Origin of the sequence: Wolbachia endosymbiont (group A) of Epistrophe grossularia (assembly GCF_947251435.1) — a bacterium.
Lineage (GTDB): Bacteria > Pseudomonadota > Alphaproteobacteria > Rickettsiales > Anaplasmataceae > Wolbachia > Wolbachia pipientis.
In genome coordinates this window covers 1,351,282-1,367,569 of sequence record NZ_OX366363.1, presented here as the reverse complement: position 1 = coordinate 1,367,569, position 16,288 = coordinate 1,351,282, and the positions used below count along the sequence as shown (strand labels likewise).

15 protein-coding genes and 1 pseudogene are annotated in these 16,288 nt (G+C 35.6%); 8 read left to right on the top strand and 8 right to left on the bottom strand.

Going from position 1 to position 16,288, the window contains the following annotated elements; genetic code table 11:
* The 8 genes from OPR28_RS06875 to OPR28_RS06840 form a co-directional block, all read right to left on the bottom strand.
* Positions 1 to 1,286: phage portal protein (locus tag OPR28_RS06875; RefSeq protein ID WP_265023740.1), on the bottom strand; the 1,286-nt coding region annotated here is incomplete at its 3' end.
* Complete coding sequence (locus OPR28_RS06870) at positions 1,283 to 1,987, bottom strand: glycoside hydrolase family 25 protein (RefSeq protein WP_265023353.1); 705 nt, start codon at positions 1,985 to 1,987, stop codon at positions 1,283 to 1,285. The genes OPR28_RS06870 and OPR28_RS06875, both read right to left, overlap by 4 nt.
* Complete coding sequence (locus OPR28_RS06865) at positions 1,984 to 2,208, bottom strand: gpW family head-tail joining protein (RefSeq protein WP_114517459.1); 225 nt, start codon at positions 2,206 to 2,208, stop codon at positions 1,984 to 1,986. Before OPR28_RS06865 ends, OPR28_RS06870 begins: the two co-directional genes overlap by 4 nt.
* Before the next feature lie 3 nt (positions 2,209 to 2,211).
* A complete protein-coding gene (locus OPR28_RS06860) occupies positions 2,212 to 4,035 on the bottom strand; it encodes a phage terminase large subunit family protein (RefSeq protein ID WP_265023354.1) in 1,824 nt (607 codons plus the stop codon).
* Complete coding sequence (locus OPR28_RS06855) at positions 4,032 to 5,516, bottom strand: ankyrin repeat domain-containing protein (protein WP_264707515.1); 1,485 nt, start codon at positions 5,514 to 5,516, stop codon at positions 4,032 to 4,034. The genes OPR28_RS06860 and OPR28_RS06855 overlap by 4 nt, the downstream gene beginning before the upstream one ends.
* 19 nt (positions 5,517 to 5,535) lie before the next feature.
* Positions 5,536 to 6,021, bottom strand: a complete 486-nt coding sequence (locus OPR28_RS06850; RefSeq protein ID WP_265023355.1) for a hypothetical protein — start codon at positions 6,019 to 6,021, stop codon at positions 5,536 to 5,538.
* A 16-nt stretch (positions 6,022 to 6,037) separates the two neighbouring features.
* Positions 6,038 to 7,258, bottom strand: coding sequence for a DNA modification methylase (locus tag OPR28_RS06845; protein ID WP_265023356.1), 1,221 nt, complete (start codon positions 7,256 to 7,258; stop codon positions 6,038 to 6,040).
* 103 nt (positions 7,259 to 7,361) lie between these two features.
* Positions 7,362 to 7,814, bottom strand: a complete 453-nt coding sequence (locus tag OPR28_RS06840) for a crossover junction endodeoxyribonuclease RuvC (RefSeq protein ID WP_265023752.1) — start codon at positions 7,812 to 7,814, stop codon at positions 7,362 to 7,364.
* A gap of 591 nt (positions 7,815 to 8,405) precedes the next feature.
* Here OPR28_RS06840 and OPR28_RS06835 point away from each other — a divergent pair.
* The 8 genes and pseudogenes from OPR28_RS06835 to OPR28_RS06800 all read left to right on the top strand — a co-directional run bounded on the left by OPR28_RS06835 (position 8,406) and on the right by OPR28_RS06800 (position 16,269).
* A complete protein-coding gene (locus tag OPR28_RS06835; protein ID WP_010962699.1) occupies positions 8,406 to 8,900 on the top strand; it encodes a sigma-70 family RNA polymerase sigma factor in 495 nt (164 codons plus the stop codon).
* 94 nt (positions 8,901 to 8,994) lie between these two features.
* Entirely contained in the window at positions 8,995 to 9,816 is an 822-nt protein-coding gene (locus OPR28_RS06830; RefSeq protein ID WP_265023357.1) for an ATP-binding protein, read from the top strand.
* A gap of 11 nt (positions 9,817 to 9,827) precedes the next feature.
* Positions 9,828 to 10,616 (top strand): AAA family ATPase, encoded by a 789-nt coding sequence (locus OPR28_RS06825; protein WP_264686980.1) that lies wholly within the window; start codon positions 9,828 to 9,830, stop codon positions 10,614 to 10,616.
* A 37-nt stretch (positions 10,617 to 10,653) separates the two neighbouring features.
* Complete coding sequence (locus OPR28_RS06820) at positions 10,654 to 11,154, top strand: hypothetical protein (RefSeq protein WP_182364992.1); 501 nt, start codon at positions 10,654 to 10,656, stop codon at positions 11,152 to 11,154.
* On the top strand, positions 11,139 to 12,389 hold the full coding sequence (locus OPR28_RS06815) for an AAA family ATPase (RefSeq protein ID WP_264378233.1): 1,251 nt from the start codon (positions 11,139 to 11,141) through the stop codon (positions 12,387 to 12,389). Before OPR28_RS06820 ends, OPR28_RS06815 begins: the two co-directional genes overlap by 16 nt.
* 17 nt (positions 12,390 to 12,406) lie before the next feature.
* Positions 12,407 to 14,455, top strand: a complete 2,049-nt coding sequence (locus OPR28_RS06810) for an AAA family ATPase (RefSeq protein ID WP_265023358.1) — start codon at positions 12,407 to 12,409, stop codon at positions 14,453 to 14,455.
* Positions 14,456 to 14,545: 90 nt separating this feature from the next.
* A pseudogene (locus OPR28_RS06805) lies at positions 14,546 to 15,022 on the top strand (hypothetical protein); the annotation flags it as partial.
* A gap of 218 nt (positions 15,023 to 15,240) precedes the next feature.
* Positions 15,241 to 16,269 carry an IS110 family RNA-guided transposase gene (locus OPR28_RS06800; protein ID WP_265023738.1) on the top strand — a complete coding sequence of 343 codons (1,029 nt, stop codon included), beginning with the start codon at positions 15,241 to 15,243 and terminating at the stop codon, positions 16,267 to 16,269.
* Positions 16,270 to 16,288 lie beyond the last annotated feature (19 nt).

Here is a 16,288-nt window from a genome sequence, read left to right as displayed (position 1 = left end):
CGACTCTTAAATCCATTTCTTACTGCCATTTGTTGTGCTTGCTGATCTTTCAGTGGATCCACCCAATCAAATCCCTGTGGTATCCATTTTACTTCTTCTTTCGCTGCTTTTACTACTTTTTCATCTATACTTAGTTCTCCACAAAGCACTGCTAATTCTAGCCATCTATTCCAAATAGGTCTACAAAACTGGAACACTATCACGTTATGCTGTAACATTGCACACCTTCTGCGAAACTCTATCAGCCCTGCTCGAATGGATGAATAATTAACGCCGGTTAAATCTCCTGTTAGTTGCTCGTATGTTATTCCTGTTCCTATTGCTATTGCCCTCAGTTGCTGTCTTATAAACGCTTCATAACTTCCTCCAACATCTGACGGTTCTGAAAATTTTATGTCTTCTCCTGGGTCTAAAAGCTGCATTGTTCCTGGCTCTAAACCTGATAATGCTACTCCTTGCTCATTCGCTTCGCCTTCTCCTAAAATATTTGCCTCAGGATCAAGTCTTGTAATAAACCCTGCAAACATTGCTGCTGTCTTTTTTCTCACTAATTCTGCATCATCGTATTGATCAAGCTCATAAAGTTTCAGAAGTATACTCGAAAGCCAAGGCTCCCCTCTAATTTGCCCAGGTCTTAGTGGTCTATAGATATGTAAAACATCGTTTGCTGGTACTCTCACTGACTCTCCAAACGAACCTTCTCCTGGATGTTCTCTAAATAAGTAATATGCCTCTCTTTGCCCAAGCTTGTTAAACTCAATCCCGTTTCTTATTACATTACCATTTCCTAAAGTTTGATTTGTTTTATTATCTAAATGTTCAGACTCAAGTACTTGCAGTTGTAATGGCACAGAAAATCTATCTTCCAGCTTTCTCGTTCTTAAACGTACAAAACATTCTCCTCCCTCTATCATACTTCTGCATACTAGAGCTTGTAATCCATAAAAATCACTTATTCCACAGCTATCTGCTTCATCTGTCCATCTTAGCCATAATTCTTGCACCTTCTTTCGAAATTCTCCATCTCTTGCCTTTGATTGTGGTTTTATTCCTGTTCCAATCGAGTTACTTACTATTGTATCAATTATATTTGCTGCATATGGATTTTTTCTTACCATATCACGTGATCTACTACGCAAAGTTTCAAGGCTTTGAGAGAGTAAATTGTTTATACTTCCTGTTTCCCCCTGCCAATACATTACTCTTCTTCCTGAGCCTGCTGCATCCCAAGCAGAACTTTTGATTTTTGGCTTACTAAATAGTTGTTTGAAATTTTTCAGCATCATACTAACCAAAATTCTCTTAATTCTTTCAAAGTTCCGTTAAATTTATTTCTGTCACATTTTCCGATTCCTTCTACTTCATGTGGCTCTGGATTTGTTTTACCGTCAGTATATTGCCATAAAATCCAATCATTCCAGCCTTTTGGTAATGTGAGCTCTTTTCTCCAGCTTGCTATCCATAATGGACATTTTGTCAAAGTTGGCGTGGCAAAATCCTTAAGAAAATAGCTACTGCCATAAATTAGGGGTAATCTTCCTGTTACTTCTTCAACTCTCTTTATAAATTCCTCAGCTTGCTTAACTGCAATATTTTTGCCACTTTTGTTTTCTTCAATATCCAGCGCAAGTATGGTATTTTTGCTTTCGCCTACCGTTTTTAGAAAATGATCAGCTTGATTCTTGCCGTTTCCTTCTGTGCCAAAATGATATGCTCCCCAGAGTAATCCTTCTTCTTCAGCTTTCTTTCTTCTCTTCGCATACTTTGAATCCACATATTTTAGCCCTTGTGTTGCCTTGTGAATTACTCCAACTATACCATTCTCTTTGTCTAGCTTAAAATTCACATTTTCTTGCCAATGTGACAAATCTATTATTCCATTTACTGGACTCTCTCTATTCTCCCATAGTTTTATAAAAGTTTTTAATTGCTCTAAAAATTCAGAATATTCCTCTTTTACAACTTTTCTCAGAAAATTTTCCCTCATATAACTCCTTTATTTGTTGCAAAAATAATCTTTCGTTTAGGCTTCATTCCAGCAATCTTTAGTTCACCTTTGATGCGTTGTCTGAGGCTGAGCAAATCATTTATCTGAACTTCAGCATATCTCACCACATGGTCACCATATGCAATTGATACCACTCTTTCGCCACTCTGAAGCTTCTTTATTGCTTGTTCAACTTGAATTAGATAATCTTCGTTATACATTTACTACTCGCTGATCCATTTGCTTTTCACTATTTTCTTTGATTTTTTACTTTCTGGTTTTTCACTTAAACTATTCCATTTACTCTCTGGCCATCTATCTATTCCCAGTGCTATCGATGCTGCTCTTGCATAAATCCTACAGTCTAATACTTCATTTCTTTCTCTTACCTTTTGCCACTCTTGTTTGGTATAACCTTTTACTACTTTGCTGACTAATTGCTCTGCCGTTAGCTGCTTAAAATATTCAGGTGCATACTCGGGAAAATGACAGTATCCTGCTGGAGCTTCTTCACCGTCCTTTAAAACATTAAGTAATTGAAAAAGTTCTGACTTTAAAATCGATACTCCCACTGGCCAGAGCTTTATTCCTCTTTTTAGCTTTTGACCACCAACTGTTATATCTACTCTACTTGGGCTGCTAAGTGGTACTAGAGCTTTATTTACACCTTTCACTGCCATTACTCTTCCAGAGCCTTGATGACCTCTTACCCAATTGTATACTTCTTGTGTCGCATACCCAGCATCAACCGCCATCATACTTATCATGTATTCAAGACCATTTTCACCGATAAAATGATGATTTAAGAGCTCAGAGAGTTTTCCCCATACTTCTCCTCTTCCAGTATCACCTTCAAATACTCGGTATTCTATTGACCAACTTTCGCGGCTTTTTCCCCATGCTACAACTTCTACTTCTAAACGATCTTTTTGGACATCTACTCCTGCAGTAAGCACCACTTCTCTCCTAGGTACTGTGCCTACGGGAAAAAATTCTCTCCTGTTAAATAATTGCTTCCAATCTGGTACTTCTCCTTTGTCTACCCAGGTTTCTCCAAGCGTAGTATTTATCCATACTTTTAGTAATTGTTCACTTTCTTTTGCATGAAGAAAATCTTCTACTGCTTGAGTCCAGCTATACCAGCCTACTGGACTATAAAGACTTGAAAGATGAAATCCTTTTTTCTCACCTTTTACTCTATTAGTAGGTCTCCATTCTCCACGCTCAAGCATCTCTGTCTTTTGATGATTTTCTATTTTGCCGCTACATTCAGTGCAGACATAATGTGCTGTTCTTGAGTCGTTGTTTTCCCATTTAATTTGTGACCATTTTAGAACTTGATAGTAATTACAATACGGACATGGTACAAAAAAGTACTGCTTATCTGTTGCTTCAAATTCTTTCTCAATTCTGCTTATTCCATGAATCGTTGGTGTTGATACTAAAAAAATCTTTCGCCGTGCAAATGTATTAGTTCGAGCAATACTGAGCAGCACTGGATCTCCTTCACCACCTGAATCTCCTGGATAGGCGTCTATTTCATCAAGAAAGAGATATTTTACTGGCATAGACCTCAGTCCTACACTGCTGTTTGCTCCAGTTATTACTACTATTCCACCTGGAAATTCCTTACTTTGTACAGTATTGCCTGAGTCTCTTGACCTTGGGTCTTTTACTTTACTCTTTAAACATGGCGTACTCTCTATTAACGGCGCAAATCTTCCTTTTGACCAACGCTTTCCCATTTCAACTGTTGGCTGCACAACTAACATTGGACCAGGAGTCTGATCTATAATATAGCCTATCCAATTGTTACCAGCTTCTGTTCCTCCAATCTGCGCTCCTTTCATGAATACTACTTTTTCTGCTGGTGAGGACGGAGAAAGTGAATCCATGATTTCTTTTAAATAAGGAGTTCTTTCTGTTCTCCATTTACCTGGCTCTGATGCTGCAGTTGGCGCTAAAACTCGATACTCATTTGCCCACTCTGATACTTTAAGCTCTGGATCTGGTTTTAAACCTTCAGAGAAAGATGTGGCGTATATCATTGTCTGCATCTACTCATAATTGGTTCTATCTCAACATCATTAACAGTAGAACTACACTCTTCCAATTCCATAAACATCTTTTTCTGAAATTCCTTTTCTATATATCTTTTGCTCATCTCACTTATCATTAGTGCTATAATAAGCGCAAATATCCCTGTTGTTGTTGCAAAAATGATTGCACTGCTTATTGTTGTTGCTGTTAAACCTATATATGCTGCCATTGCTACTGCGCTAACTGTAATACAGATGCAGATAATATTATTATGTTTTTTCATCCTTTTATCTGCTATTTCTCTCTGTGCTATATATTTATTATGAAGGGTTGGAAAATTAATAACGGTATCTCTGCAGAGCAATGCACCATTTTTTTCAGTAAATAAAACTTTAAGTAACTCTAAATTGTTTGATTTAATTGCTAAATGTAAAACAGGTGTATAATTTGCTCCTTTTTTCAGCAATAACTTTACTACATGTAAATGCCCTTTTTCCGCAGCAAGGTAAACCGGTGATAAACCTTTATTATTTACAATATCAATATCGATTTCTTCTTTTAAGATAGACTCTACAAGCTCAATTTCTCCTCTTTGTGCAGCTAAATGTAGTAGACTATTCTTTTCAGAACCGTATTTATTACTCATCAAAGCCTTCTTTATCTCAGGTTTAGCGTAATCAAATGGTGTCTTACCATTATCATCCCTGATTAAAGGATCTATATCCTCTCGAGTTAGTAAAACCTCTATTGTTTTAAGTCTTTCAGCGTAATGTAGTGGCGTTTTATTTTCGTAGTCTTGCAAATTTACTTGAGCATTAGGCTCCTTTATTAAGCATTTGAGAATATCAAGACACAAATCTCTTTCATCGTAATTAGTATTACTTACAGCTATATGAACAGGCGACAATTTCATTGAGTTTTGTCCCATGCGTGCACTATTTACATCTGCTCCAAGTTTCAGCAGTAACTTTACTATCTCTAACTTTTTGTTATTAACTGCATAGTGCATTGGTGTCTGATTTCGTGCATCAAAGACATCTATTTCAGCATTTCCTTCTTCCACTAAAATTTTGACAATATTCTCATGTCCTATTCCTGATGCTAGATGTAATGGTGTATGATGCAGAGCATTTCGTACATTAACGTCAATACCTTTTCTGATCAAATATCTCACTGCATTAACTTCACCTATCATTGCAGCTAAATGAAGTAAGCTATCTTGTTCTGATCCGTATTTGTGATTGATTAATGCTTGTAATATTTCTGCTTTTTTACCTTCTTTGGCATAATCTAAGGAGGTTTTGCCTTCATTGTCCTCAACAAAAGGATTAATGTTCTTCTTCGTGAGTAATAAATCCACCATGCTTAACTCGTCAAACTCTATAGCGCAATGTAGTGGTGTCTTTCCATTTAATCCTCTGACATTAACATCTAATCCAGGTTGATTGATGAGACATTTTATTAACTCCAAACTTAAGTTATCAGCCATTTTATATTCAAAATCTTTTTTATATTTGAAATTTAGTATTAGATAATTCTTGTAATGAGTTTGTAATCTCTTCGGTTAGCGTCTTATGAATCTTTTCAGTGTCGCTCAGTGATGCAAGCAGTGCTGAAACTCTATTTGGAATATTAAGCAAATTATTACTGACAACTCTTGCTACATTAAATGCATCGCGCTTTACTTCCTCTACTGCTACAAGTTCACCAATCCCAGCCTTAGCTTTCGCCTCAAGCAGTTTACCACGTTCCATCTCATTTTTTATTCGCGTTTTTAGCAACATTGTAGAAAGGTTATTTGTATTTTCGTTTTCTGGATTTTTCCTCCTAAGTGGCTGACTTGGATCTCTTATTGCTGCCACCGCTTCATTTGCTTGTTCTCTACTGATCAAACCATCCTCCAACTCAACTATTCCTTTCTTTACTAGATAATAGACATATTGCTTTGATACTCCTATCTCTCTTGCCCATTCCGTTTGTGTGATCTTTTCCACTTTTTTTGCTTCTTTTTTACAAATTTTCTTCTTGAATCTCTGAAAAGGTTTTGCCAGTACCGGCTAAAATGGCATCTCTTCCGGTATATATTTGCCAACGTTTTATAGTTACATCTACAAATTTTGAATCTAGCTCTATTGTCCTACAAATTCTTCCTGTTCTCTCGCATGCAATCAGTGTACTTCCAGAGCCGCTAAATGGATCAAGTACGATATCTCCTGATCTACTGCTATTAACTATTGCTCTTTCCATTAGCTCTACTGGCTTCATTGTTGGATGTAGTGTATTGTGCGTTGGCTTATCATAAAACCACAGATCACTTTGATTTCTTCCTCCATGCCACTCACGTTTATTGCCGCTTTTCCATCCATAGAGCATTGCTTCGTATTGTCTTTGATAATCTGATCTGCCTAGCGTAAAGTGATTCTTTGCCCAAATGATAAATGTTGACCATTTTCCTCCTGCCTCTTCAAATGCTTTTTGCAACGTTGAAAACTCTGATGATGATATGCAAATGTAAATTGCACCTTTCGTATATGCTAAAATATGGGAACAGATATCGTAGAGAAAAAGTTCGTACTTTTCACCTTGATTATCGTTTAATATTTTTTTATCTTGGCTACCACCATAATCAACATTATATGGAGGATCACAAACAGTAATGTCTGCCATTTTATCATCTAACAGCGCTTTATATGATTCAACTACAGAGCTATCACCACAGTAGATTCGATGACCACCTAAAATCCATAGATCACCTGGTTTTGTTATTTCCACTTTTTTGTCATCACCAGCTAAATCAGAAAATTTTTCCCCTTGTTCTTCCCTTCCATCAAGATTATCAAGAAAGCGCTGAACTTTTTCTAATTCAAATCCTGTCATTTTAAGATCAAACTGTAAATCTTCTAATTCTTGAATTTCCACCTTTAAAAGATCATCGTCCCACTTTGCCCAATTAGCTGATTGATTTGCAAGCAGTCGAAAAGCTTTGGTTTGTGGTTCATTTAAATTATCACTTAAGACCACTGGTATACTTTCCATACCAAGTTTTCTTGCTGCTTTAAGTCTTAAATGACCATCAACCACAGTTCCATCGCTTTTTGCAACTATTGGTATACGAAAGCCAAATTCCCGAATAGAAGCACACATTCTGTTGACCACATCGTCATTTTTACGTGGGTTACGCTCATATTCAACTAGGTTTCGAGTAGGATAGTAGTGGATTGCTAAATTCATATCTTAATAATTAAAAAGTTAATATTCAAAATATATCTGACGCTAGAGAAGGCCTGGGGTCTGACCCACCAAATCCGCCATTCTAGCTGAAAGGACCCACTTTTTATGGGTTTTTTGTCTTATTAATATCTTTACTAATATAGAACATTAATGCCAAAGCATCGGCCTCATTATCATCTCTAGGTAAAAAACCTTTTCTCTTTACAGCTTCAATAACTTCACTCTTACTTGCATTGCCTTTGCCTGTTATAAAGCGTTTTATAGTTTTAACATTAACACCTTGGTATGGCACATGATGCTCTTCACACCAAGCAGTCAGAACGGCATAAAAACCACCATAACAATGCGCTGCATCTGTTCCTAAATGTCTTCTTACTTCCTCAAAATACACTGCAGTGAACTTATGTTCTAAAGAGTTAAGCCAATTACGGAAACTCAAAAAGCACATGCCACCTCCACTGAAACGACTACCATGAAAGCTTTTGCTTCCACTTTCAATTACTCCATCTGTCAGAATTGCCCAGCCGGTTTGCTTGCCGAGATCTAGCGTTAAGATTGACGTACAAAAACTCCTTTGTGTAATTAAAGTTCAATGCCCTGTATAATATATATGTACGATGACTCGCAAATTCGTCCGCAATTTTGAAAAAAAATTAAAAAAATTTTCATATCCTGCCATTTGAGTTTTTTTCATCTTTACTTATCTTAATAACTATTTTACATAACTTATATTACGCCAATATTTATATTATTATATTATCATATATTATATTTTACCTGTATTTAAATATATATATAATATATATAAGACTTCAGTAATCCGCAAACCCTCTTTACTGGCCGATTTTAGCCACTTAACTTTAGAAACGGCTTTTAGGAATAGAACATAAAAAAGACAATATTATCAATAACTTAACGATCACTGCTTTCTGAAATACTAATTAGTAACTCAGAAATTAGGTATGAAATTGGTAGTTTTTTACCTATGAAAAAGTAGCTTCAGTAGTGTATCAAAACGTTTAAATCTTATTTTAATTTTTAAAGATTTTATTCTTTTAGATAAAAAAATTATTACTACTTTTTTATAATAAATTAGTCATACAAAGTCTTGGTAAAAATCTCTATTCATGAAACTTTTGGAGTTTTTATGAAGAATTCTTATCAAGGAATCGATTCTACAATTGTTAAACATGTGAGATTTCAAGCTTCGCGCCTTAAATCCAAAAGCTGTTTTATTAACGAAAGTCTCGAAGATATAGAACAAGAGCTTTTTTGTCAGGTTTGGCAATATCTTAACCAGCACGATGAGAAAAGAAGTAGTTTTAGTACTTTCGTTGCTAGATTAGCTAATTATTGTGCTCGCAATATGTTACGCAATCAGTTATGTCTAAAACGTAATATAACTTTTGATGATATAAACGACGATATTCCAGATCATAGGAACTCGGAAATCGAAGCGATAATTCGCACTGATATAAATAATATAATTTCAACTTTGTCTGAAAAAGATAGTAATTTATGTCAATTACTTAAGGTATTTACTATTACTGAAGTTTCTGTAATAACCAAAATACCAAAGACAACTATCTATCGCACACTAGAACGAATACGCAATAAATTCTCAGTTTTAGAGAAGTTATAAGCTCTCGATTATATTTGCTCAAAATTTTTTTTTTGCAAATTGCGGACGAATTGCCTAGGTCATCGTACATATATATTTAGGTACTGGGAGAAAAATGAAAATAATGAACAGCAATGAACGGCTAAAAGTTCAAACAGGTATAAAAATGGTCATCTTTGGTCCTTATGGTATAGGTAAAACTAGTCTCTTAAAGACCATAAATGAACCAACACTTTGTCTTGATTTTGAGGCAGGTTTACTTGCTGTTCAAGATTGGCAAGGGGATTCTGTAAGTATTCGTACTTGGAATGAGGCAAGAGATATTGCATGTCTCATAGGTGGTCCTAATCCTGCGTTAAAATCTGACTCAGCATATAGCCAAAGACACTATGAGCATGTATCCAGTAAATACAAAGAGCTTTCTTCAGAGTTTCTCAAGTATCGATGTATTTTTATCGATAGTATTACAGTAGCCTCGCGTTTATGTCTTTTATGGTCAAAAATGCAACCTGAAGCTTTTTCTGAAAGATCAGGAAAACAAGATATGAGAGCTGCTTACGGGTTACTTGCTCAAGAAATGATGGCTTGGCTCAATCAGTTTCAACATATTCCAAATAAAGACATCATTATAGTTGGAACTCTTGGGCAATACCTTGATGATTTCAATCGCTCGACTTGGCTACCTCAATGTGAAGGTGCTAAAACCGCAAGTGAAATTCCTGGCATTGTTGATGAAGTAATTAGCATGGTTGGAATCAAGAAAGATGATGGTACAGAAATTCGTTCATTTGTCTGTCAGACGATTAATTCTTGGGGATATCCTGCTAAAGATCGAAGTGGTTGCCTTAATATGGTTGAAGAACCGCATCTAGAAAAACTTCTTACAAAAATTAAAACTAAAGCTTTTGCAATTCAACCTGTCACGCCCAACATATAGGAGGTTATTATATGCTACAAAACTTTTTAACTATTGGTCAAAAAATTCCTTTTTTCAGTGTGAAAGAATACTTGGACGATCGATCGCCAATACCAGAGGATATAATCTCACCAAGAATTCTAACTAAAAGAGGTTTGTTAGTATTTGGTGGCCCTCCTAAGATTGGCAAAAGCGACTTTTTGATCTCTTGGCTTGTTTACATGGCTGCTGGTAGATCATTTCTCGGTATGACACCAAATAGACCTTTGAAAATCTTCTACATGCAAACTGAAATTGAATATGAATATATGAAAGAACGTTTGCAACAACTTGATAATGAACTTTTGAATGTAGCTGCTAACAACTTAATCATTACGCCAAAAGTGCACTTATCATTTAATCATGATGAAATAAGTGAAATTAAGGAGATTGTAAATGAACGCTTTAAACCTGATGTTTTGGCCATAGATCCATTACGTAACATCTTTAGCAGTGAATATGGAAATGAAAATGATAATAGTGCTATGCTGTTCTTTCTGCAAAAGACTCTTGAGAAGCTACGCAGTGCTGTCAATCCAGATGCTTGTATTGTACTCACTCATCATACAAAAAAATTATCGAAAAAGATGCTCGAAGAAGATCCATTTCAAGGCCTAAGTGGTGCTGGATCTTTACGTGGATTTTACAGTACTGGTATGGTGATGTTTGCTCATGATGAAGAAAGCAGTGCACGCCAGATAGTATTTGAGCTTCGCAATGGTGAACGCGTGCCAAACAAACTTGTCGATAAGATAAATGGTCATTGGCAGCTAATGGAATAGCTAACTTTCACTTTAAAGTCAACTTATAGGAGAGCGTATGCTACAAGATTTTTTAACTGATTTTAATAATGCAAAACTGCAGAGCAGTTTAATACCGAAAGGTACAATAGTCAAGGTAAAAATGGCAATAAAGCCTGGAGGTTATGAAAATTGGTTCACTAAAAACTACACTACTGGCAGCATCTATTTAAACACTGAATTTACTGTCACTGAAGGTCCATATGCAAAACGCAAGATTTTTCAGATTATAGGTATCAAAAATGGCAAAGCAGAAGGTGAAGAAGACATCTGGGGAGAATCTGGACGTTCTATGCTGCGTAGTATTTTGGAATCATCCAGAAATATTCATGCAAATGACACTTCAGAGAAAGCAGTTACTGCTAGAAAAATCAACTCTATAGCTGATTTCAACGATTTAGAGTTTACAGCGAAAGTAGGCGTTGAAACTAATAATACGTATGGAGATAGGAATAGGATTACTACAGTTATTACTCCAGAATTACAAAAAAGTTTTCAAGATGATTGGTTACCATTTTGAAGTATGACGAAGGAAAGTTGTGGGCTGCTGTTATTACTAGAGCTATTCAGGATGCAGCAGGAAAAAACCCTAAACTTAAAAAAGAGGCTTGTCAATGGATTCGCTCACGATCTTTTGAAACTGTTTGTGAGCTGGCTAATCTTGACTTTAAACGTCTAAAAAATATGTTGAACAAATTTGGAATAAACAAGGAGAATTTTATGGATTTTTCATCTAAAAATGCTTTGAAAATAAAATCATTATTAATTAATAACATCAAAGATTGTTTATCTTATTTGTTACCTGAAGGCAAATCTTACCAAGATAAATTCTATATTGGCAGTAGAAATGGAAATAAGATAATAGTTGAAATGGAAGGAGAAAATGCAGGAAATTGGTACAACCTGATCGAAGAAAAGAAAGGAAATATAATAGACCTTTGGACTTTAGTTAAAGGTAATATAGATTCTGCTGAAACATGGTTGAACAGTAAAGATGAAAGAAGTTCCATATTACAAGAAAAACAAAACGAAGGAAAAGCATTTTCTGTAAACCATTACTTAAATGACAAATCACCAATGCCACAAGATATAATAGGCCCAAGAATTTTGACACCAGGTGGTCTTTTGGTCATAGGTGGTACTCCAAAGATTGGCAAAAGTCATTTTCTTCTTTCTCTATTAGTACATCTGGCAGCAGGAAGATCATTTCTTGGCATGAAGCCTACAAGACCGCTAAAAATATTCTATCTACAAAACGAAATGGAATATGATTACATTAGAGAACGTATACAACAACTCAACAAACTTCCTCATTTAGCAACAGAAAACTTAATTGTGACGAACAAGATGAATTTGACCTTAAATGAAGAAGGTATAGAAAAAATAAAAAATATGGTAGAGGAAAAGTTTGATTTAGTTGTGATTGATTCTCCTTATAATTCCGTTAACTATGGTCTGCAGCATGCAATAGAAAAACTACGTTCCAAGATTAATCCTATGGCTGGAATAATCATCACAAATCACACCAAAAAAGTACCTACCTCTATATTGGAAAAGAATCCATTTCAAGCTCTCGTTGGTGCTAACGCTTTAAGAAGTTTTTATACATCTGGAATAGTAATATTTCAACCCAATAAACGTACAAATATCTTGCAAGTAGTATATGAACTTAGAAACGGTAGATCTATACCAACAAAATTCATCAACAAGATTAATGGATGTTGGAAATCTGCTAACGTTATAGCTAGAACATAAAAATTCTTCAGGTAGGTATGGATATTTATTGTTCACAAAGAAATGGACATTATAAATTATTAGGGAAGAAAGAACAGTTAAGAACTCAACTCCTATCAAATATAAGGTCATGTCTTTCTTATTTACTGCCAAGAGGAACTTTTCGTGGTGATAAGTTCTATGTAGGTGATCTACAAGGCAATAAAGGACAAAGTATGATAGTAGAGTTAACTGGCAGTAAAGCAGGATTATGGCACGATTTTTCTACCGAAGAAGGAGGAGATATTTTTGATCTTTGGGCTGCTGTTACTGGAAAAAATCAATTTACTGACACGATAGAAGATATTGCTAAGTGGATTGGTTGTTCGGAAAAAAATAACACTCTGGGGCAACCAACGGCATCATGGAACTATTACGATGAAAGTGATCAAGTGATTGTTACAGTTTATCGTTATAACACTGATTCAGGAAAAAGATATCTTCCTTTTGATGTAAAAAGGTCTAGTTTTACTCTACCAGAGACCAGGCCTTTATATAATATTCCAGGTATCATGAAATCTGATAAGGTGATTTTAGTTGAAGGTGAAAAGTGTGCAGATGCTCTGATAGAGCAAGGTATGACTGCCACAACTGCAATGTTAGGAGCAAATGCACCAATAGAAAAAACAGACTGGTCACCACTTAAGGGCAAGCATGTTATTATTTGGCCAGACAATGATGAACCAGGTAAACAATATGCTGAGAAAGTTGTGAAAAAGCTTACTTTTCTTGGTGTTTTATCACTTACTCTTCTTGAAATACCGGAGAATAAACCAAAGGGATGGGATTCAGCTGATGGTATAGAAGAAAAGATGAATATTCCTGAATTCATTGAAAATAACTTGAAAAAAATCATCGTTAAGCAATTGCTTAATATTCAAGAATGGAGCGTAGAACGTTTTATAGGTCCAGTACCGGAGCAAAAGTTTCTTGTTGAAGGGTTATTTCCTTTAGGAGTGACATCTATTCTAGCTGCAATGGGAGATACTGGTAAAGGTATGCTTCTACTTGATTTAGCACTGAAAGTTGCGAGTAGAAAAGATCAGCCATGTGGTTTTGGCCCACTTGTTACTGAGCATGGATCTGTGGTAATATTCTCTGCAGAAGATGATATGAGTGAAATACATCGTCGTTTAGAGCGTCTTGATTCGCAATGCGAGAGATTAAAATATAAGGATAGGCTCTTTATTGTACCATTACCAAATGTTAGTGGATCACTTACAATCATAAAGAGTGTTTCAGGTAAAGTTATAGAGACTTCTCCTGAATTTGAATTGATAACAAAACAACTTAATAAAATAAAAAACTTAAAATTAATCGTATTTGATCCACTTGCATCATTTGTGCACGCTGATTTAAATACTGACCCAGCCGTAGGCGATTATTTGATGTCTTTATTATCTGATTTAGCAGGTAGCACTGGAGCATCAATAATTACTGCTCATCATATGAGAAAGCCAAAAAGTGAAAAACCTATATCGACTGTTGAGCAAGCACGTGATGCCATTAGAGGTACATCTGCTCTTGTTAATGGTGTTAGGTGTTCATACGCTTTTTGGTCTGTGGAAGATGCAGCTAAACCGACAATTTTTAAATCAATAGGAGAATCTGTAAGACAGAACGCATTATTTTATGGAGCAATTGTTAAAGCAAACGGTTTGGCTGATCGCACTTTACGCACTTATTTAAGAAATGAAGAAACAGGATTGTTAGAGGACATAACTGAAAGATTAAGAATAAAAAATATGAACGAAAAAGATTCAAAGCAGCATCTTATAACTGCAATTACACGAGCAGCAATTTCTGGACATCCATTTACCCATACAGGAAGTACAGGAGTGTATAAACAGCGGCATAGACTACCTGAGGAGTTTCACAGTATAGGAAGAGATAGAATGGAGCGTATAGTTCAAGAGCTGTTACAAACACGGAAGCTGGTTAAGGGAATGGCTAATGGTTCAAAAGAAGATAAATGGCTTGACATTCCTAGCGGACCATTTGCTCGCGGCATTGGAAAGTTTAGCTGTGGAGCTGAGCTATTCTCCTAAAAAATTTTTCTGATATAAAAAAATATTTTGATTTTTGCGGACGAATTTTGAACTCACCGTACATATATAATATAGGGGGCTTAATTAAAAATGTCAATACTCACACAGTCAGGAAGAGCAGCAATAGCAGCCAGCATCAAAAAGCAATCTATCCATCTTGCTTGGGGAACAGGTGATTCAAGTTGGGAAAGTAGCCACAAAGTAGAAAAAACTTTCGTTAAGGGTGAAATAAAATTTGATCATCAACCTATTTTTGATCGTCAACCTATTAAAGATGTGAAGGTTTTTACAGGGCAAACAACTTATCAGCCAAGTATTGACTATACAGTTAATGGCAGTACTGGTGTAATAAAACTTACGGAAAATAGCTCTATTCCAGTAAGTGATAAAGTTACTGTAGAGTATAGTGAAAGCACACCACCAGAGCTGATAACTTCTGAAAAGCTGCTCAATGAACTTGGCAGACGTACTGCAGACGAAGTGCTATTCTGCACAGGTGATGAAAACGGTGAACTTATAACTCCATCTGGAAGGTTTAGGCCCTCAAATGTACCAACTAATAATCTTGTATCTTGAAAAAAGCATCTAGTGTTTTAAGCTTAAGCATTGGATGGAGAAGGGAAAATTTTGTTAATAATCTTAGATATAAAATCTGTGATAGAGTTAAGAATCCCTTCTCAAAAGTTAAGGCTGGACGGTATCTTAGAAAGACCTAAATGGTTCTAATTCTGTATTCACAAGGTTAGCCTTACTTTTCATTTTAATGGTAACATATGGAGTGATATATGATCAACAACTTTTTAGGAATAGATGTTTCAAAAGAACACTTTGATGTTTCTCTCTCATTCATAAGTAAAAAAGGAAAACGTGAAACTAGAAAAAGGAAATTTAAAAACGATAATACTGGGTTTCAAGGCCTGCTGAACTTGCTACAAAAACATAACGTAGAAGAAGTAAAAGCTTGCATGGAATCCACTGGTTGTTATAGCGAAGCTTTGGCTGAATTTCTGCACAATGCTGGATATTTTGTTAGCATTGTAAATCCTTATTGCATAAAATCTTATGCAAGGAGTAAGCTTGTACGGCAAAAGAATGATCAGACTGACGCAGAAATTATAGTAGATTATTGCCAAAGACAGGAACCTTCTCGTTGGACGCCATCTTCTCCTGAGAAGAAAAAATTAAAGCATCTTTATCGTTGTTCAGATGCATTAAAAGATGAGTTAACATTCGTAAATAATCATTTAGAAAAGAAAGAGAGAGAGAGACTGCATGAAGAAGTTATAAATGCTTGGGAAAACCTTGCAATGAACATAGAACAATCAATAGAAACAATAAAAAACTCCATACGTGAACTATTAAGACAACACAAAGAATTGCTGGAAGATTTTCAACTCCTATTAACTATTCCAGGAATAGGAGAGGAAACAGCAATAGCTATTTTAGCTGAAATTCCTGATATAAAAGCTTTTATAAATGCCAGGCAATTAGCAGCATATGCAGGAACTATACCACAAAATATAACGTCAGGTTCCTCTGTATATGCCAAGCCCAGATTAAGCAAAGCCGGTTCACAAACATTACGTAAGGCAATATATTTTCCTGCTATAGTAGCTAAAAATCACAACCCTATCATTATGACTTTTTGTGAGAGGCTAAAAGAGAAAGGCAAGCATAATATGGCCGTTGTGGGAGCTGCAATGCGTAAGTTACTCCATATGGTTTTTGGTGTTTTAAGCTCAAAAAAGGCTTTTGATCCTGATCATATAAAAAACCGCAAAACAAGGTTATCTATGGAAAGCTTCCTTGTTTGATAGAGATTAAATGTAAAAT